This window comes from Streptomyces sp. NPDC054842 (assembly GCF_053611025.1).
This window is the reverse complement of the sequence record NZ_JBSGZN010000007.1, coordinates 82158-100747: the sequence shown is the minus strand read 5'-3', so window position 1 is coordinate 100747 and position 18590 is coordinate 82158. Positions and strand designations below refer to the sequence as shown.

The 18590-nt window shown below is 72.1% G+C and carries 17 protein-coding genes; 5 read left to right on the top strand and 12 right to left on the bottom strand.

The window, feature by feature from the left end:
- Positions 1 to 46: 46 nt before the first annotated feature.
- Positions 47 to 766 carry a 3-oxoacyl-ACP reductase FabG gene (fabG, locus tag ACWGIS_RS07900; protein ID WP_453361519.1) on the top strand — a complete coding sequence of 240 codons (720 nt, stop codon included), beginning with the start codon at positions 47 to 49 and terminating at the stop codon, positions 764 to 766.
- 38 nt (positions 767 to 804) lie between these two features.
- Here fabG and ACWGIS_RS07895 read toward each other — a convergent pair whose 3' ends face one another.
- Positions 805 to 1377, bottom strand: a complete 573-nt coding sequence (locus ACWGIS_RS07895; RefSeq protein WP_453361518.1) for a helix-turn-helix domain-containing protein — start codon at positions 1375 to 1377, stop codon at positions 805 to 807.
- Positions 1378 to 1446: 69 nt separating this feature from the next.
- On the opposite strand from ACWGIS_RS07895, the gene ACWGIS_RS07890 reads away from it, so the two are divergent.
- The 4 genes from ACWGIS_RS07890 to ACWGIS_RS07875 all read left to right on the top strand — a co-directional run bounded on the left by ACWGIS_RS07890 (position 1447) and on the right by ACWGIS_RS07875 (position 5557).
- Positions 1447 to 2145 (top strand): AzlC family ABC transporter permease, encoded by a 699-nt coding sequence (locus tag ACWGIS_RS07890; protein WP_453361517.1) that lies wholly within the window; start codon positions 1447 to 1449, stop codon positions 2143 to 2145.
- On the top strand, positions 2142 to 2465 hold the full coding sequence (locus tag ACWGIS_RS07885; protein WP_453361516.1) for an AzlD domain-containing protein: 324 nt from the start codon (positions 2142 to 2144) through the stop codon (positions 2463 to 2465). The genes ACWGIS_RS07890 and ACWGIS_RS07885 overlap by 4 nt, the downstream gene beginning before the upstream one ends.
- A gap of 402 nt (positions 2466 to 2867) precedes the next feature.
- Positions 2868 to 3194, top strand: coding sequence for a LuxR C-terminal-related transcriptional regulator (locus ACWGIS_RS07880; protein ID WP_453361515.1), 327 nt, complete (start codon positions 2868 to 2870; stop codon positions 3192 to 3194).
- An 800-nt stretch (positions 3195 to 3994) separates the two neighbouring features.
- The gene (locus tag ACWGIS_RS07875; protein ID WP_453361514.1) at positions 3995 to 5557 is read left to right on the top strand and encodes a carbohydrate-binding protein; all 1563 of its coding nucleotides are present in this window, start codon (positions 3995 to 3997) and stop codon (positions 5555 to 5557) included.
- 500 nt (positions 5558 to 6057) lie between these two features.
- Here ACWGIS_RS07875 and ACWGIS_RS07870 read toward each other — a convergent pair whose 3' ends face one another.
- The 11 genes from ACWGIS_RS07870 to ACWGIS_RS07820 form a co-directional block, all read right to left on the bottom strand.
- Complete coding sequence (locus ACWGIS_RS07870) at positions 6058 to 6831, bottom strand: SDR family NAD(P)-dependent oxidoreductase (protein ID WP_453361513.1); 774 nt, start codon at positions 6829 to 6831, stop codon at positions 6058 to 6060.
- Positions 6832 to 6863: 32 nt separating this feature from the next.
- Positions 6864 to 8444 carry an APC family permease gene (locus tag ACWGIS_RS07865; RefSeq protein ID WP_453361512.1) on the bottom strand — a complete coding sequence of 527 codons (1581 nt, stop codon included), beginning with the start codon at positions 8442 to 8444 and terminating at the stop codon, positions 6864 to 6866.
- Between the two features lie 299 nt (positions 8445 to 8743).
- Positions 8744 to 9994, bottom strand: a complete 1251-nt coding sequence (locus tag ACWGIS_RS07860) for an MFS transporter (protein WP_453361511.1) — start codon at positions 9992 to 9994, stop codon at positions 8744 to 8746.
- Positions 9995 to 9996: 2 nt separating this feature from the next.
- Positions 9997 to 11469: an amidase family protein gene (locus tag ACWGIS_RS07855; protein WP_453361510.1), complete on the bottom strand. Its 1473-nt coding sequence runs from the start codon at positions 11467 to 11469 to the stop codon at positions 9997 to 9999.
- The gene (locus tag ACWGIS_RS07850) at positions 11466 to 12713 is read right to left on the bottom strand and encodes an ATP-grasp domain-containing protein (RefSeq protein ID WP_453361509.1); all 1248 of its coding nucleotides are present in this window, start codon (positions 12711 to 12713) and stop codon (positions 11466 to 11468) included. Before ACWGIS_RS07850 ends, ACWGIS_RS07855 begins: the two co-directional genes overlap by 4 nt.
- A gap of 28 nt (positions 12714 to 12741) precedes the next feature.
- Positions 12742 to 13977, bottom strand: coding sequence for an ATP-grasp domain-containing protein (locus tag ACWGIS_RS07845; protein WP_453361508.1), 1236 nt, complete (start codon positions 13975 to 13977; stop codon positions 12742 to 12744).
- A complete protein-coding gene (locus ACWGIS_RS07840; protein WP_453361507.1) occupies positions 13974 to 15173 on the bottom strand; it encodes a 3-deoxy-7-phosphoheptulonate synthase in 1200 nt (399 codons plus the stop codon). The genes ACWGIS_RS07845 and ACWGIS_RS07840 overlap by 4 nt, the downstream gene beginning before the upstream one ends.
- On the bottom strand, positions 15170 to 16690 hold the full coding sequence (locus ACWGIS_RS07835; protein WP_453361506.1) for an aromatic amino acid ammonia-lyase: 1521 nt from the start codon (positions 16688 to 16690) through the stop codon (positions 15170 to 15172). The genes ACWGIS_RS07840 and ACWGIS_RS07835 overlap by 4 nt, the downstream gene beginning before the upstream one ends.
- A complete protein-coding gene (locus ACWGIS_RS07830; RefSeq protein WP_453361505.1) occupies positions 16687 to 17733 on the bottom strand; it encodes an acyl-CoA synthetase in 1047 nt (348 codons plus the stop codon). The genes ACWGIS_RS07835 and ACWGIS_RS07830 overlap by 4 nt, the downstream gene beginning before the upstream one ends.
- Positions 17730 to 18026, bottom strand: a complete 297-nt coding sequence (locus ACWGIS_RS07825) for a phosphopantetheine-binding protein (protein WP_453361504.1) — start codon at positions 18024 to 18026, stop codon at positions 17730 to 17732. Before ACWGIS_RS07825 ends, ACWGIS_RS07830 begins: the two co-directional genes overlap by 4 nt.
- A 100-nt stretch (positions 18027 to 18126) precedes the next feature.
- Positions 18127 to 18528, bottom strand: a complete 402-nt coding sequence (locus ACWGIS_RS07820; protein WP_453361503.1) for a tautomerase family protein — start codon at positions 18526 to 18528, stop codon at positions 18127 to 18129.
- Between the last annotated feature and the right edge of the window lie 62 nt (positions 18529 to 18590).

Genomic DNA, 18590 nt, shown 5'->3' with positions numbered 1-18590 from the left:
TTACCCGACACGTCAGAGATGATCCGAACAAAGGTGCGCTGAACCGATGAGCCGTTCCGTCCTGGTCACCGGAGGAAACCGGGGCATCGGCCTCGCTGTTGCCCTCGCGTTCGCCGAAGCAGGCGACAAGGTCGCGCTGACCTACCGCTCCGGTGAGCCGCCGGAGGCCGCGCTGCGGCTCGGCTGCCTCGCCGTACGGTGCGACGTCACCGACTCCGCGCAGGTCGAGAAGGCCTACCTGGAGGTGGAGGAGGCGCACGGCCCGGTCGAGGTGCTCGTGGCCAACGCGGGCATCACGCGGGACCAGTTGGTCCTGCGGATGACCGAAGAGGACTTCGCCGCGGTCCTGGAGACCAACGTGATGGGGGCGTTCCGGATCGTCAGGCACGCCGCCGCCGACATGGTGGCTGCCCGCCGGGGCCGCATCGTCCTGATCTCCTCCGTGGTGGGCCTGCTCGGCGCGGCGGGGCAGGCCAACTACGCGGCGTCCAAGGCCGCTCTGGTCGGCTTCGCCCGCTCGATCGCCCGGGAACTGGGCTCGCGCGGAATCACATGCAATCTGGTGGCGCCCGGTTTCGTGGAGACGGACATGACCAGGGCGCTGAGCGAGAAGCAGCGCGCCGCGTTCCTCGGCAGGGTGCCGCTGGCGCGCAGCGCGGAGCCGGAGGAGGTCGCCGCCGCCGTGCGCTTCCTCGCCTCAGCGGAAGCCGGCTACGTCACCGGGGCCGTCATCCCGGTCGACGGCGGCCTCGGCATGGGGCACTGAGCCCGCCGTACGGCCCCGCGCCCGCGCCGCGGCCCGGATCACGGGTGCTCGGAGACCAGTACCGCGGTGGTGCCGCTCTCCAGCGCCTGGAAGACGTGCGGGACGTCGGCCGGGTAGCTGATGTAGTCGCCCGGCAGGAGTTCCACCGGTTCCTGCGCGGTCCCGACCAGCGCCCGGCCCGTGCCGATCACCACGTGTTCCACCACGCCCGGCGTGTGCGGCGCGGAAGAACGCTGCGGACCGGGCTCGGCGGCGATGCGGTAGACGTCCCGGCGGGCGCCGGGCGGGGACGCGGCCAGCAGGGTTGCCCGGTAGTGGGCCTCGGCCGAGATCACGGCCGGGCCCTGGCCTGCCCGGATCACTTGGACCGGGGGCCGGGAGGTGGCGCCCAGCAGCCGGGAGAAGGGGATCTCCAGGACGACGCAGAGCGCCCAGAGGGTCTCCAGGCTGGGGTTGCCCGCGCCCGATTCGAGCTGGGAGAGCGTGGACTTGGCGAGCCCGGCACGGCGCGACACCTCCGTGAGGGAGAGTCCGGCCCGGACGCGCTCCGCGCGCAGGGAGGCGGCGATCACGTCGAGGGGCGGCTTGAGCACGAGGTCGGCTTCGGACACGAGTCGTTCGCTCCAATGGTCAATCGTTCGCCTTGACGAACACCGTCGCGGACGTTCATTATAAACATCATGCGTTCGTTATGGAGAACCCTCGACCGTACCCAATGGCGTGACATCTCGCTCGTCTGCCTCGCGGTGGGTGTCATCGGCGTGTCGTACGGCGCCATCGCGGTCACCTCGGGCTTCGCCTGGTGGTTCCCGGTCCTCATGGGCGCACTCGTCCTCGCCGCATCCTCCGAGTTCCTGTTCGTCGGAATCATCGCCGCCGGCGGCAGTCCGGTCGCCGCCCTGCTGGCCGGTCTCCTGGTCAACGCCCGGCACGTGCCGTTCGGCCTGGCCGTTCCCGACGTCCTCGGCCGCGGCTGGAAGAGGCTGTTCGGCACACACCTGATGAACGACGAGACGGTCGTCTTCGCCATCACCCAGGACGGACTCCCGCGCAAACGGGCCGCGTACTGGGCATGCGGGCTCGGCATCCTGATCTGCTGGCCGACCGGGGCCGCGCTGGGCGCCCTACTGGGAAGCGTCGTCCCCGACACCGACGCCCTCGGCCTGGACGCCATGTTCCCCGCAGTGATCCTGGCACTGATCCTGCCTGCCCTGAAACAACGCGAGTTGCGGCGGACCTCCCTGGCCGGCGTGGCCCTGGCGCTGGCGTCCACCGCCTTCCTGCCGGCCGGGCTCCCGGTCCTGGTCGCCCTGGCCGCCCTGCCGCTGTTCACCGTCAGCGCGGCGACGAAAGCAGCCGACCAAGGAGCCGACCGATGAAGAACACCGTTCCAGCGCTCCTCGCGATGCTGGCGCTCGCGGGGGGCACGTTCCTGCTCCGGCTCGCCGGCCCGGCCCTGCGGGCCCGGATCACCTTCCCCCAGCGGGCGGAGAAACTGCTGGAGGCCTCCGCCGTCGTTCTGCTCGCGGCCCTGACGGCCACGGCCGCACTCACCGAGGGACACGGGTTCGCGGGCCTGGCCCGCCCGATCGGTGTGGCGGTGGGCGGCGTACTCGCCTGGCGCGGGGCACCTTTCCTCCTCGTCGTGCTCGCCGCCGCCGGCACGGCCGCCCTGCTCCGTCTCGCCGGGATGCACTGACCGGAAAACAGCGGCCGGAAAATGACGGAAGGCGCCTGCACAGCCGGAATATTTCGTACCGCACACACAACGCGACAAACGTCTTTTCGCAGACCTTTGCGGCCCGCCAAGGCCATGCATCTCACATAGTGAAGCATGGATTGCCCGCCGATATCGGCCCCTAGTACGCTGCCCGCCGGGATTCACCCCGCGCAATGGTTCAGGTAAGCGTATTCCGAATTTCGCCTCACCCAATCTCCTGCCGGGTCGGCTGATATTCGGTCGAACAGAGCGGCCAAAAGAAGCTGCCGGTTTCCGGGGGTGAACTGAGAGACTTTTTCCGCGCATTCCGCCAAGCCGCGACCGGCCGACCGCCGTCGTCTCGCTCCGCCCCCGTACTTGAAGCAGGAGTACCCGAGCACGATGCGCATCACCGACACTCTCAGCTCTTCCGCCCGGAAGCCCCACATACCCACGGAGCGCCTGGTCCTGCACCGCGACCACACGTGGGACACGGTGGTGCGCCGTGTCCCACTGCTGTCCGAGCGTGAACTGGACGTGTTCCACCTGCTGGCGAAAGGAGCGTCGAACCGGACCATCTCGACGCAGCTCGCCATCACCGAGCGCACCGCCAAGGCCCATGTCGCGCAGATCCTGGCGAAACTCGAGGTGGAGTCCCGCTTACAGGCGGGAATCGCCGCCTTCGCCTACGAGACCCTCACCAAGGCGGCGGAGCCCGGGCCGGCATGACCCGAGGCCATGCCGCGGGGCACGTCGCCACCGCCGCGGCCCCCGGTCGCGGTCGCGGTCGAACCAGGGGACCGTCACATCGCCGACCGACCCGGACTTGAACTCCGCCAGGTCCACGACCTCACCCTCACCACGAACGGCAGGAGCCAGTTCCTCAAGCCCGGTGTGAGGGTGGCGCCTTCGCGTGTGGGCCCGGCCTCCTTGCCGAACCACCGCGCGCGGCGAAACCAGGCAGTCCGCTCCAGGGCATGGGCAAGACGTTCGCGGGGCAGGCCGACGCCCGTTCTTCGCACATCTGCGGGTCATCGACCCGCTCTACGGCGGCAACCTGACCGAGTGCGGACAGGACAGGACACCCTGGCGGGGTACAACAACAACTCCTTTGCCCCAGGCGGCTCGTGGCCGCCGAGAAACTGCGTGTCGCGGCCGGCCAGGAGGGGGCGAGGTCGGCGCGCCCACAACGTGCACGGGCACGCCGACGCGGCGGGCGAGCCGTGCGGTAGACGTGGAGGCCGCTGGTGACCACCACGGCATGGCTGCCGAGCACCGCCAGCACCTGTCGTAGCCATCCTTTCGCGTTCATGTCGCTGAACACCAATCACATGCACGACCGTTGACGCGGCCATGGCAAGCGCTTACCTTCCAGACAGACAGAGCGCTTTGGTCCTCTGCGCGCACCGCCCGATTGTCAGCCATGTTCACGTTGTCGAACCAGCCGTATGGTCGCATTGGGCCCGCCGCAGAGAAAAGGGGTCAGCAACCCCCCGTCGGACGAGCCGCAACCACCTGGAGAGAGAACGATGCAACGGAGCCCCGTCATCGCGTGCGTCGGCCTGCTGGCCGGCACACTCGTCGCGTTGTCCGGCAACACGGCGCAGGCAGCGTCCACCCGCTACGAGGCCGAGAGTTCCCCGGCCGTCTGCACCGGCACCATCGACTCCGACTGGGCCGGCTACTCCGGCAGCGGATTCTGCAACGCCACCAACGCGGTGGGCGCCTACGCCCAGCTCACCGTGAACGCCTCCACCGCCGGGACGGCGACACTGAGCATCCGCTTCGCCAACGGGAGCACCGCGGCCCGCCCCGCGACCCTCACGGTGAACGGCGCCTCGGCCACCTCCGTGTCGTTCGAGAGCACCGGCGCCTGGGGCACCTGGTCGACGAAGACGCTGTCCGTGCCGGTCAGTTCGGGCAGCAACACCGTCCGGCTCAGCCCCACCGCCGCCGCCGGACTGCCCAACATCGACTATCTCGACGCGGAAGTGGGCGGCACCACCACCCCGCCGCCCTCGGCGACCGCCCTCTACGTGGCACCGAACGGCACCGACGGCGCGGCCGGCACCCAGGCGGCGCCCACCACGCTCACCTCCGCGATCAGCCGCATCACCTCCGGCGGCACCATCTACCTGCGCGGCGGGACGTACAACCACGCGCAGACGGTCACCATCCCGGCGGGCAACAACGGCACCGCCGCCGACCGCACCGAACTGTTCGCCTACCCCGGCGAGACACCGGTCCTGAACTTCTCGGCCCAGGCCGAGGACCCCGCCAACCGCGGCCTCGCCGTCAACGGGTCGTACTGGCACGTCAAGGGAGTCGTCGTCGAGCGCGCCGGGGACAACGGGATCTTCGTCGGCGGCAGCAACAACATCTTCGAGCGCACGGTGACGCGCTTCAACCGCGACACCGGCCTCCAGCTCTCGCGCATGCTGTCCACCACCCCCAGCAGCCAGTGGCCGTCGAACAACCTCATCCTGAGCGCGGAGTCGCACGACAACGCCGACTCCGACGGTGAGGACGCCGACGGCTTCGCCGCCAAGCTCACCACCGGCCCCGGAAACGTCTTCCGGTACGCCGTCTCCCACAACAACATCGACGACGGCTGGGACCTCTACACCAAGACGGACACCGGCCCGATCGGCCCGGTGACCATCGAGGACTCGCTCGCCTACGACAACGGCACCCTCAGCGACGGCTCCCAGGCCGGGAACGGTGACCGAAACGGTTACAAGCTCGGCGGCGAGGACATCGCGGTCAACCACATCGTCCGGCGCAGCATCGCCTACCACAACGGCAAGCACGGCTTCACCTACAACAGCAACCCCGGCTCCATGAAGGTGTCGGACAACATCAGCATCGACAACGCCCAGCGCAACTTCAACTTCGACGCCGGCACCTCGGTGTTCACCAACAACACCTCCTGCCGCAGCGGCAGTGGCACCAACGACCGGATCATCGGCACCGCCGACGGCACCAACCAGTTCTGGTCCGGCACGAACGGCTCCCGCTGCTCCTCGTACGCCGGAGCCCTGCACTGGTCGTACGCCTCGGACGGTCGCCTGGTCGTCACCTTCGGCGGCTGAGCCGCACCCTCAGCGGCGACCAGGCCGCGAGAACGCTTCCTTCAGGGCCCCCGACGCCCCGACGGCCCACACCGGCCGCCGGGGCGTCACCGCCTGGTTCAGGCCGCCGGGTCCGCTTCGTGCGGTCGCGTGATGCCGGCCGCCGGTGTCACCCGCTTGGTCGTCACAGGGGGCTTGCCTGCCTCGGCCGTGCTCGTATGGAAGCGTCCTGCACGCCGACCGGGGAGCTGACGATGCACGAAATGTGGTGGGGGCCCGACCCCTCAGGTAAACCGGTGTGGCACGTCTTGGCGACTGGCGAGACCTCCACACTGTGCGGTCTGGAGAAGCCGGAGGAGCCCAGCGGACATGAGCCGACGGACAAGCACTGTTTTCCCTGCATGAAGGCGTTCCAGGCCGCCATGGCGTGACACCGCCGAGAGACCACGACAGTGGAGCCCACGAGCGAACCGATCGCCGCGCTTCCGGCCGGATGGCGCCCGGGAGATGCGCGAGGTGGGTCAACGGCCTCGTTCGGCGCCGCCGTTGACCTGGACGATCTGTGCCGTGACCTGGGACGCGGACGGGGAGCAGAGCCACTGCACCGTGCTCGCGACGTCCGCGGGGACGCCCGCCCGGCCGGTGTGTGTCTGGCTCACCAGCAGGTCGTGGCGGGCGCCGGCGTGGCCCTGGGCGCCGAAGAACTCCGTCTCCGCGATGTAGCCGGGCGCCACCGCGTTCACGGTCACGCCCCGCGGTCCGAGCGCGGCGGCCAGGTCGTAGACGTAGGGATGCAACGCCGCCTTGGCACCCGCGTACGAGCCGGCGCCCGAGCCGCGGTACGCGGCGATCGAGCTGATCATCACGATCCTGCCGCCGGGAGAGGCGATCACCGGTCGGAGTGCCTCGGTGAGCAGGACGGCGGTCAGGACGTTGACGCGGAAGTTCTCCGACCAGTGCCAGGCCGCTCCCGCCGTGCCCTCGTCGGCTCCGTCCGGGGCGCCGATCAGGACGTTGCCGCCGGCCGCGTTCACCAGGACGTCCACCGTCCCGTACGTGGCGCGCAGTTCATCCCGTACGCGGTCGGCCTCCTCTGGGATCGTGAGGTCGGCGGGCAGCGCCCGTACCTGCCCGCCCTGGGCCGTGTGCCGTTCGGTGAGCTCCTTCGCCGTACGGGTCAGCACGTCCTCCCGTCGTCCGACGGCGATGATCCGGGCGCCCTCGGCGGCGAACGCCGCACACACCGCGCGGCCGATGCCGGTGCCGCCGCCGCTCACTACCACGGTGCGTGTCATGGAAAGCCTCCGAGTCGGGTTGGTCGGGCCGGTCAGGCCAGGGCACGGCGGGCGCCGGAGCGGACGCCCCATCGGTGGACGAGCAGTGCCGCGGCGCCCACCGCGACGGAGTCCCAGGGAGCGGGCACCTGCCCGGAGCCGCCGGTGGACCCCACGGCCGCTGCGACGAAGAGCAACAGCAGGTAGCCCAGGAACCAGGCTCCGGAACGGAGTTCGGCGATCAGCTCGTCACGATCCTGTCGGTACCGGACGGCGAAGAGGACCAGGGCGGCCAGCATCAGGGGGATCGCCGCACGCAGGTGGTGCCAGCCCGCCCAGTGGACCAGCTCCGTGGACACGACGAACCCGGCGGGCGCGATCCAGCCCATGCCCCGCATCCGCCAGGTGCGCGCCTGGTGGTCCGTCGCGCGGAAGGTGCTGACGGCCACGGAGCAGGCTGCGTAGGTCAGCAGGGAGAGCACCCCGACGACGCCGATGATCTCCTGCCAGCCGCGGAAGGGGACGAGGAAGACCGTGGCGAGGACGAAGTTGGCGAGCAGGGTCCGCCTGGGGACGCCGGATGCGGGGTGCACGGAGGCGAAGAAGGACGGCAGGACGCCGTTGCGTGCGGCCGCGTACGTCTCGCGGCTGCCGGAAGCGACGAAGATTCCGGCGGCACCGGTCGGCGAGAGGACGGCGTCCGCGTAGATCAGGGTCGCGAGCCAGCCGATGTTGAGGGCCAGCGCGAGCTGGCCGAAGGGCGAGTCGAAGTTCAGTCCGTGCCAGCCGCCCGCCAGCCAGTCGGACGGGACCGTGACCAGGAAGACCAGTTGGAGGACGGTGTAGAGCACGATCGCCAGGACGATGGCCGTGACGACGGCACGGGGCAGGTCGCGGCGCGGGTCGCGGGCCTCGGCGGACAGCTCGATGGGTGCCGCGAAGCCGTTGAACGTGTAGATGATGCCCGCGCCGGCGACGGCGGCGAGCGGCGCCGACCAGCCGTACGGGGCGAAGCCGCCGCCCGCCTCGATGGTGTCCGAGTCGAAGCCCGCGGCGACCAGGACGGCGATGGTGATCAGCGGGACGCCGAACTTGAAGACGGTGAGGGCCGTGGTGACCCGGGCGAACAGCCGGACGCCGAACCAGTTGAGGAGGGCGAGCGCCGCCAGGAGCGCGACGGCCGCGCCGATGCCGCGCGGCGTGAGCCGTCCGTCCCGGTACAGGCCGGGGACGTAATGACCGGCGTACTGAGCGATGGCCGACGCCTCGGCGGCGAGGGCGCTGGCGACGGAGAGGAGGACGGCCCAGCCTATGGACGTCCCGACCAGGGCGCCGTTGGCCTCCAGGGGCCAGCGGACCATGCCTCCGGCCCGGGGGCGGGTCGCGCCGAGCTGCACGAGGACGAGGCCGACGAGCATCATCGCGGCGCCCGCGAGGGGCCAGGACAGGAGCGCGGCGGGGCCCGCCGTCTGCGCCGCGTAGTAGGCGCTGAAGAGCCAGCCCGACCCGATCATGCCGCCGAAGGCGATGGCGGTCAGGCTCCACCGGCCGAGTTCACGGCGGAGTCCTTCCTCGGGCAGGGTGGGGTGCGGTGCGTGCTCACGCAGGACGGGGGGTACGGGCGGTGCGGACATGTGTGTCTCCGGTGGGGTGGCCTCTTGGGGCGTCGCGGGTTTCGGGGCGGGCGGGGCCCGTCAGGGTCCCCGCAAGGGCGTGCTCGGACAGGTGCGGGGCCCCTGCTCGCGGAGGACCGCGGCCGCGGCTCATGCGCTCGTCGGCTCCAGCCGCGGACCTCGTACGAAGACGGTTGCGGCTGCGGGCCCACGTACGGACCGCGCACGCTGCGGGCGTGGCGAATCGGGCGTACGCGCCGGGTGGATGCCGGGTGCGTACGCGCAGGCAGGGCGGGGACGGGCGGGCGGCCCCCGCGCCGTCAGTGCGGGGTACTGGAGGCGGGGGCCGGTTCCTCTTCGTGCGGAACCGCGCCGGACACGGCCGTCCGGCGGGCGAGGAGCACGAGCAGGGCGGCCAGCACGATCGCCCCGACCGCGAACGGCAGCGCGGGATCGACTTGGTAGAGGCTGGTCGCCGCGAGCGGGCCGAGCACCAGGGTGAGGGCGTTGACGGACGCGCTGAGTCCGGCCGCGCTGCCCTGTTCGTCGGGTCCGACACCGAGGCTCATCGCCGAGTTGTAGCCGGGGATGGCGAGGCTGTGGCCGAGCCCGGACAGGGTGACGGCGGCCAGGAAGACGGCCAGCGAGTCGGCGAGGCAGATGGCGACGAAGGCGGCCGCGGTCAGCGGCACGCCCACGCGCAGGAGGCGCTGCGGACGCCACGCGAGCTTGGGGATGACCACGCCCTGGACGAGGAGCATCGGCAGGCCGCCGGCCAGGAGCACGAAGCCGGACAGCTCCACCGTCCGCGCGGCGGTGAGGTCGAGCCGGTCCATCAGCAGGAACCCGATGCTGGACTGGAGCAGGCTGGTGGAGAGGTAGATGACCGCACCGGACAGCAGGAACCGGCGGATGCGCGAGTCCAGGGGGCTCAGGCGCCCCGGTGCCGCCTTGCGGTCGGTGCGCCGTTCCTCTGCCGGCAGCCATACCCAGACCACGACGCCGACGAGAGCGATCAGCGCGGGCGCGGTGTAGAGGGCCGGGAGCATGCCCAGGTCGCCCAGGAGTCCGCCGAGCCCCGGTCCGAGGACGAGCGCGAGGCCGATGGCGGCACCGACGCGAGCGATTCCCTTGACGCGTTCCCCCTCCTCCACGGTGGTGTCGGCGACGTAGGCCTGCGCCGCGACCGGCAGGGCCGCGAGGGATCCACCGAAGAGGATGCCGCGTGCCAGGAGGAGCAGCGCGAAGACGGTCGTGGCGCCCAGTACCCCGCGCAGCCCCAGGTGGGCGAAGACGGCGAAGGCCGCGAGACCGAGGGCCGCGCCGAACAGGGCCACGACCATGAGAGGTTTGCGGCCCCACGCGTCGGCGCGACGGCCCCACAGGGGGCTGACGAGCGCCACCACGGCGGCGGAGGCACTCATCACCATGCCGTACTGGAACTCGCTGATGGACAGTTCCCGCGCCAGCGGAGGCAGGATCGGGGTCAGGATCTGCTGGCCCGCGTAGCCTCCGAAGACGGCGAGGTGGAGGAGGCCGAGGCCTCCGGCTTTCTGACGGGTTGTCGCCATGGTCATTCCTTCGCGGTGCCGCGTACGGGTGGAGCGTCGATGCCTGCGGGACGCGGTCCGGCGCCGCCCCACGGACCGGAGGCGTCGCGAGGACGCAGGCCGAGGTCGCCGAGCGCGTCGGACACGTCGCGGGCCGCCGCGATGAGCGCCCCCTCCTGGTGCGGGCCCGCCAGGAGCTGCATGGCCAGGGGCGCGTCGGACGCGGCGTCGACACCGGTCGGGAAGGTGATCGCGGGCAGCCCGGCGAAGCTGGCCACCGGGGTGAAGCCGATCTCCCGGTCGTAGCGGGGGTCGCCCGGTACAGGGATCGTGGAGGCGGCGGGGGGCGCCGTCCCGCGCGGCCGGGGCAGCGCGGGGTCGAGCGGCAGCAGCCAGGCGTCGATGCCCCGGTCGGCGAAGTGAGCGTGCAGCGAGCCGCGCAGCCGCGTCATCCGGTCCCGGATGGCGGCGTACTCCTCGTCGCCCACGTCGGCGCCGGCGCGCAGTGCGGCGTGCGTCGAGTCGAGGAGGTCGTCGTCGATGCGGGCGCGCCAGTGCTGGAAGCCGTCCCAGGCGTCGCGGGCGCACAGTTGCCAGGCATCGGCGCGGCAGTCCCACAGTTCGCCGAGGTCCGCCTCGACCACGTCGTGTCCTGCGGTGCGCAGGAGTCCGGCGGTGCGGGTGAGGGCGTGGGAGATCTCCGCGTCCAGTACGCCCGTGCGGCCGAGTTCGCGGGGGATGGCGACGCGCAGCCGGTTGCCGGCGGGCACGGGTTCGCCCAGTCCCAGGTGCTGCCAGGCGAAGGCCAGGTCGGCGGCCGTGCGTGCGACCCAGCCGGGCGCGTCCATGGCGGGCGAGAGCGGGAAGACGCCCGGCAGGTTCCGCGGGTGGTGGGTGACGCGGAGCCCGACGACGCCGCAGCGCCCTGCGGGCCAGCGCACGGACCCCAGGACGTCCGTGCCGAGCGAGACGTCGCAGATGTTCGCGGCGACGGCGACGCCGGAACCGGTGCTGGAGCCGGCGGGGTCGATGTGCGGGAACCAGGGGTTCACGCAGCCCGAGCCGACACCGATGTTCAGCTCGGTGGTGACCACCTTGGCGACGACGTCGGCGTGGGTGAGACCGTGCAGTACGGCGGCTGTGGCGCGCGGGTGGTGGCGGTAGCGGCGCAGCCCGAGCCGGGTGGCGAAGCCCTGGACGTCCACGGTGTCCTTGACTCCGAGCCGCAGTCCGCCGGTCGGTTCGCGCAGCTCGGCGCAGGCCCGGTAGTGGCTGTCGGCATGGGCCGCCCAGTGTGCGGCCCGATTGCGGAACTCCTCGGCGTCGATCTCTCCCGTGGTCAGGAGGCGGTGGCGCTCCGCCAGCGGCAGGGCGAGCAGCTCGGGCAGGGGGCCCACGGCGGTCGTGGTGGTGGACAGGAAGTCGTGGACGGCGTGGACGGTGGCCGGTGTGGCCGCCTCCCTGCGGGCCGGGTGGGTGTCGGCTTGGATGCTCATGACAGTTCGTAGAGCCCTTCGCCGTCGAGGAACCGCAGGGTTCCGTAGTCGCGCAGGACGACCTCGGCGACCTCGTGCCGCAGATTGACGATCATGGGGTAGGTCAGGTCGTCGACCGTCGGCCGGATCTCGCCGCCGGGCGCCACCAGCGGGCGGATCTCGTGCAGGCTCTCCAGCTTCTCGATGGTGTCCATGTGCCGGATCCGCTTCAGGGTGCCGGACTTGGGCGAGATCATGGCGACGGAGGCGAAGTGCTGCTCGACGACGTAGTCGCTCCGGCGGCGCTCGTGGAAGCGCTCCGGTGCCACGTAGGCGTCCACCGTCCAGTCGATCTGTGAGGAGCCGGTGCCGAGGCTCGCGTAGTAGGGGATGTCACCGCCGGCGATCCTGGCGCCGGCCTCCACCAGGCAGGGGCCGTCCGGGGTCAGTTTGACCTCCAGGTGGCCGGGACCGTGCTGGATGCCGAGGGCGTCCAGGACCTCCTCGGCGTACCGGCCGAGCACGGTGCCCTCGGGCGAGCGGCGGGCGAGCAGGTGGACGGAGTCGCAGAGGTCGAGGACACCGTTGGCGGTGATCCGGGTGGTCTTCCAGATGTCGGTCACGTGGTGGTGGCCGTCGCGGCTGACGGTGTTGACCACGTACTCGCCGCCCACGAGGTACTCCTGGGCGACGACGCCCTCGTTGTCGACGGAGAAGAAGTTCTGGGCGCGGGCCAGGGCCCGGAAGGCGTCGACCGACTGCTCGGGGGTGTCGCAGAAGTGGATGCCGTCGCCGCCCGTGGACCGGATCGGCTTGACCACGACGCGGCGTCCCAGTTTGGCGTGCCAGTCGCGCAGTTCCTCCTCGTCGGTGACGAGGATCTGCTCGGCGCCGTGGACGCCGGCCTTCTTGATGGTCTCCACCATCGTGTACTTGTCACGGCGCGCGGGGCTCAGGGCCGTGCCGTTGGTCGGCAGGGACATGGCTTCGCTGAGGACGTCGGCGAACTCCACGCCGAACTCGCCGCCGGGTACCACCGCGACGGGTGCGTACGCGGACACGGCGCGCACGGTCTCGGCCAGGTCGCCCTGGTGCACGATGTTGGCGGCGTAGTTGTCGAGGCTGAAGGTGGACCGGTACACCATGGGCACTTCGGGGGTGCTCTGCACGCGCACGCAGGCGTATCCGGCCTTGATGAACTCCGGGGCGAGACGGCGGGTGGGGTGGTAGGCGTCGACGATGACGACGTGGCCCTTGACGGACATGGAGGTGCCCTCCCTGGGGGTGCGGGGGTCAGTGTTCGGTGGTGAGCGCGAGGGGTTCGGCGCTCACCCGGAAGGCGGCGGCCGTCGTGATCAGCGCGTGCTCGACGGTGGTGGAGTCGGCCGCCTGGAACCGGAAGCGTCCGCCGACGTGTTCGTAGTAGGCGTCGGCCGCGGGGAGCACCTCGCCGGGTTTGAGGAGCACTTCCGCGTACGGCCCCGGTTCCCTGCCCGTCATGGGAGTGACCTCGGTGACGCGGCACGGCCTGGCCTCGGGTGCCGGGATGAGCAGCCAGCCGCCGACGCGTGCCGCGGGCAGCGGTCCCACGGGGTGCGCCGGCAGGCCGAGTTGGAGCCGGAAGGCGGCCTCCATCAGGTCGTAGCCGTGCAGTTCCCGCCAGATGAAGGGGATTTCGGCGCCGCCGACGCGGGCCCCGACCTCCAGGAAGCGGCAGGTGCTGTCGGCGGGGTCGACGAACACCTCCAGGTGGAAGGGGGTGGGCCGGTCCGTCAGCGCGGCCAGGGCGGCACGGGTGTGCTCGCCTATCGGGGCCAGTACCGCGGGATCGTCCTCCTCGGTGGACCCCAGGAAGGTGCCTTCGCGGAAGCCCAGGCAGGTGTTGACGTAGCGGGAGGCCCGCCAGCACATCAGGTCGGTGCCGTCGAAGATCCCGTCCACGTGGTAGATCGCGTCGGGCAGGAACTCCTGGACGAGCATCGGCTCGGCCCAGTGCGACGCGTCGAGGTCCTCGGGGCCGCGGACTAGGACGACGCCCGCGCTGGAGCTGCCGATGCGGGGCTTGAGCACCACGGGCCAGCCGTGTGCGGCGGCGAAGGCGGTGACGTCGGCGGTGCCGGTCACGGCGGCGCTCGCGGGCGTGGGGACTCCGGCGGCCGCCACGGCCTGGACCATCAGGTGCTTGTCGCGGAACCGCAGCAGGTCGGCCGGGCGGTCGCCGGGGCAGTCCCATTCCACGCGCAGCGCAGCGCCGATCAGAAGGTCGTCCTCCTTGAGGGCGACGATCCGGTCGGGGCGGCCGTGGCGCCCGGCCAGGAGGCCGACGGCGGCGCGGACCTCGTCGAGGTCGTCGGTCCTGTTCACCGTGACGATGTCGGCGGCGGCGGAGGGTATCGCCGGGAGGGCCACCTCGGTGGCGACGTAGGTGACCGTGTGGTCGCCGTGGTCGAGGTAGCGGCCGTATTCGGCGTAGCGCTCCTGCCATCGGGTGATGACGACGACGTGGAGGCGGGGGGTGGCGGTGGTCACGGGGTGTCCTTTCGCGCGAGCAGGTCGGCTGTCGCCTTGAGCAGGCTGCGGGCCTGGTCGGGGCCGAGGCGCGGGTCGCAGGTGGACCGGAAGCGGGGCAGCGTGTCGGTGGCGAGGCCGGCCGGGTCCTCGACGCACTCGGTCACGTCGTCGGGCGTCATCTCCAGGTGCAGGCCGCCGGGGGGTGTGTCGTGGGCGCGCAGCACGGCGAAGAAGTCGGTGATCTCGCGGAGCATGTCCGTCAGCAGGCGGGTCTTGCGTCCCGAGGGGTGGCGGACGGTGTTGCCGTGCATGGGGTCGCACAGCCAGACCACGCGGCCGGTGAAGTCGGCCGCCGCTTCGACGAGCGCGGGGAGCCGGCGGGCGGTCTCGGTGGCCCCGAGGCGGGTGATGAGCGACAGGCGTCCGGCGCCGTGGCCCCGGGTGAGCCGTTCGCACAGTTCGCGCACGTCGTCGGGCGAGGCGTGCGGGCCCAGTTTGACGCCGACGGGATTGTTCACCGTTTCGGCGAATCCGATGTGCCAGCCGTCGAGTTGCCGGGTGCGCTCGCCGATCCAGAGCATGTGCGCGGAGGAGCTGTAGTGGCCTGCGGCTTCGGTGTCCTCGCGTACGAGGGGCGCCTCCAGGTCGACGAGCAGCGCTTCGTGGCTGGTGTACACGGAGCCGGCGGTGTCGTGAGTCAGGTGGCCTTGGAGCAGGAGGGTGTCCAGGCAGGAGGCGGCGTGGTCGTACGCGGCGCGCAGCCGTGCCGGGTCGGGGCGGCGCGCGGCGGGGTCGGCGGCGGGCCGGTTCACGGCGTCGCCGCGGTAGACGGGCAGTACGGTGCCGTCGGCGAGGGTCTCGACGGCCCGGGAGCGGGGCTTGGCGTACTGCCCGGCGAACCGGCCGATCCGGGTGACCGGCAGGGCCGTGCCGGCGGCCAACAGATCGGCCAGCTGGCTCAGTTGTGTGGCCTTGGCGGTGATTCTCGGGGGTGCGGAGTCGAGGAAGGGTTCGGCGCAGTCGCCGCCCTGGAGGACGAAGGCGCTGCCCCGGGCGGCGCGGGCGAGCTCGGTGCGCAGCCGGTGCACGGCGCCGGCGTCGACCAGGGGTGGCAGCGTGGCGAGGTCGGCGCGGACGGTTTCGACGAGCTCTTCGCTGTCCCAGGGGGGTTGCTGGGCGGCGGGCAGGCGGATCCGGTGTGTCGCTGTCGTCATCGGCGCGGTCCCTGGGGAGGTGTGAAGTGGCGTTCGATCCGTCGGGCGGTTGCGGCGACCTCGGCGGCCAGGGGGCGGTCGCGGTCCAGAGGGGTCCAGTCCGCGGCGAGTTGGCGCCAGATGCCGGGCGCGGGGGTGGTCCCGCTCAGGTGGGCGAGCTGGTTGAGGGCGAGGGCGAGTGAGGCGACGATCCACCAGGCGCGGTCCAGGGCACCGGACACCGCGTTGGCGCTGTTGAGGGCCAGTGGCACGTGGTCCTGATTGCCGAGATTGGTGGGGACCGGGGTGAACGAGGCAGGGTAGCCGTGCTGGCGGATCGCGCTCAGATGCGAACCGGCGGCGATCTGCACACCGGCGAGTCCGCTCTGGCGTCCGGGGGTGGGGGTCAGCATGGGCGGGAGGCCGCCGTTGTGCTGCGGGTCGAGGGCGAGGTGGAGCTGGCGTTCGGCCAGGTAGGCGAGTTGGTGCAGGCACAGCAAGTGCTGCTCGCTGGCCAGGGCCACGGGCGCGGCGTGGAAGTTGCCGCCGTGCAGGACGTCGTCGTCGACGAAGACGGGGTTGTCGGTGGTGCCCTCCCCCTCGGTGATCAACACCTGTCCTTGGAAGTCGAGTTGGTCCAGTACCGCGCCGACGGCCTGCGGGGCGCAGCGCAGTGAGTACGGTTCCTGGAGCCGGCGCGCGGCGTCCTCGGTGCGGACGACGGCGGCGCGTGCCGCCCGGATCAGGGCGGCGGCCCGGCGCTGCCCGTGGTGGCCGCGGGCGGCGGAGAGCCGGTCGTCGTAGGGTTCGGGACTGCTGCCGAGGAGCCCCGCCAGGTGTCCGGTGCCGGCGGCCACGGCGAGGGCCAGGGCGTGGAGTCGTACGTGGTTGTGCAGGGCTTGGGCGAGGGAGGCGCTGGTCCCGTTGGCGAACGCGAGAGCGCTCCGGGCGTCCCAGTGGACCGGGTCGGCGCCCAGGGCCCGCAGCACCTGGTCGGCGGGTTCCTGGTGCCAGTCGCCGTCCGGGTCGCGCCGCCAGGCGTGGCCGTTGCCGGCCGCCGCCTGTGCGGCGTGCGCGAGGGGGACGAGGTCACCGCTGGCGCTGAGGCTGCCGTCCTGGGGCACGACCGGGGTGAAGCCCCGGTTCCACTGGGCGGCGAGCGCGTCCCAGACGTCGACGGCGACGGCGGACCGGCCCAGGGACATGCTGCGCAGTCTGAGCCAGACCATGGTCCGGGTGACCTCGGGTGACAGGGCAGGGCCCTGACCGGTGGTGAGGTGGTCCAGGAGCCCGGTTCCCTGGACGTGTGGGTCGTGGTCGGCGTCGTAGGTGACCAGGGGGCCGAAGCCCTTCGTCAGGCCGTAGACCGGGCGGCGGGCGGCGATCCGGGCCAGCGAGGCGCGGCTCGCCCGGAGGCGGGCGCGGTCCCCGGGGCGCAGGGCGAGTACCCGGTCCGGTCCCGAGGCCTGGAGGAAGTCCGAGACCGTGGTGGCGGTGGGGGGCTGGACGGGGGGCGCGAGGGCGGGGGTTGTCGTCATGCCGGACTCGTCGTCGTCGTCGGGGAGACAGTCGTGGAGGTGGAGGTGGCGGTGAGCCGGTTGAGCAGGGGCTTGCCGGTGGCGGAGCGGGCGATCCGGTCGACGCGGTGGACGGCGCGGGGAGGCGGGCAGCCCGGGAGGGCCGACGCCAGGGCGGTGCGGACGGCCCGGTGGTCGATGCGGTCGGGTCCCCGGGTGTGGAACAGGTCGTAGCGCTCGCCGCGTACGGAGTCGCCGGTGGCCGTACAGACCACTTCGGTGCCAGGGAAGGCGGAGGTGATCGCGGCCTCGACGACGGCGAGGTCGCAGCGGACGCCGTTGACTTTGATCATCCGGGAGGTCCGTCCACGCCAGTGGAAGGAGCGGGGTCCGGCCAGGGTCACCGTGTCGTCCATGGTCCACGCGGTGAGGGGCCGGTCGCGGGAGTCGGGCCGGGCCAGGCGGGGGCCGCGCACGGTGAGCCGCCCGTCGTCCTCCACGTGGGCGACGACGTCGTCCAGGAGCTGCCAGGGCAGCTCGGCCGCGGCATCGGCGGCCAGGTGGCGCAGGGCGACGGCGCCGGTCTCGGTGGAGCCGAAGACCTCGACGGCCGTGAAGGGGGTGCCCTGCCGGTCCCGCACGAGGTTGCGCGCCGTGGCCGTGGCGGGCCCCGTGCCGTGGAGGGCGACCGCTCCCGCGTGGTCGGCCGTGGAAGGCACCAGGGAGCGCAGCACGAGCCAGCTGGACGGCAGGCAGACGTAGAGGGTGCGCCGTCCGGGGCGCGGGGCGGGCACGCTCACGGGGTCGTCCCAGGCCGGCACGACGGGGATGTCCAGGAGCTCGGGCAGGACGACGCCGAAGAGGCGTCCGAAGAGGTGGCGGGGTGGTGCGAAGCAGACGACCTGCTCGACGGCGCCCAGCGCCGTCCGCGCCACCAGCAGTGCCTCGTCGCGCAGTTGGCCTGGGGTGCGCCACCAGCGCGCCGGATCGCCGCTGTGGCCGGAGGTCTCGAAGGGGACCTCGTCCACCGCGTGGTCGGCGACGGGGCTGAGCAGGGGCGTCACGAGGCTTCCAGGGCTGTGCGGTCCTCGATCAGGTCGCGTACGAAGGCGGCGATGCGACCCACCGTGGCGAAGACGTGCCGGACGTCGTGGGCGACGAAGTCGACCTCCACGTCGAAGGCGGCCTCCACGCGCGAGACGCACTCCAGTGCGGTGAGGCTGTCGTAGCGGTCGCCGAGGGCCCGGGCGAGTTCGGCGTCGTCCGCGACCGCCGCGAGGGCGTCTCCCAGGACGGGGGTGAGCGCGGCCCTTACCTGAATGGTGAGTTCGTCGAGGGCGGGGACGGTCGTGGTCATGAGGGGTCCTGCCTTTCAGGGGCGGTTGCTCCGGTCGCTGGTGCGCTCGCACGGCCGAGGGCTCGGGGGACGGGGGGCATGCGGGAGGCCTCTCGACGGCTCAGGGAACGGGCGAGGGCGCGGCGAGCCGGAGGCGTCCGCCGTCGGCGAGATGCACGAGCGCGGGGTCGGTGGGGCGGAACTCGATGTAGAGGAAGGGGGTTCGCTCCGTCATGCCGAGCGCCGCCGCGATCTCCCGCGCCAGGTCGGCGCGGAAGGCGGCGTCGCGGTCGGGGCCCACGCACACGCTCACACGTGCGTGGTGCAGTCCGGTGTCGACGGCCGGCAGCGCTTCTGCGGGCATCCCCCCGGTGAAGAGGGAGTTGGGCCGGGCGGTGGCGAAGTGCACGACGACATGGCCGGCGGGGACACCACGTGCGGTGAGGTACCGGGTGAGCCGGATGGCCACGGCTCGTCGCGCGGGCACGGTCAGATCGGGGGCGAGGATGTCGATGGTGGGCATGAGTGCCTTCTGTGGGGGCCTCGGGGACGCCGTGAGGTCGGCCGGGGTGCTGTGAGGGGCAG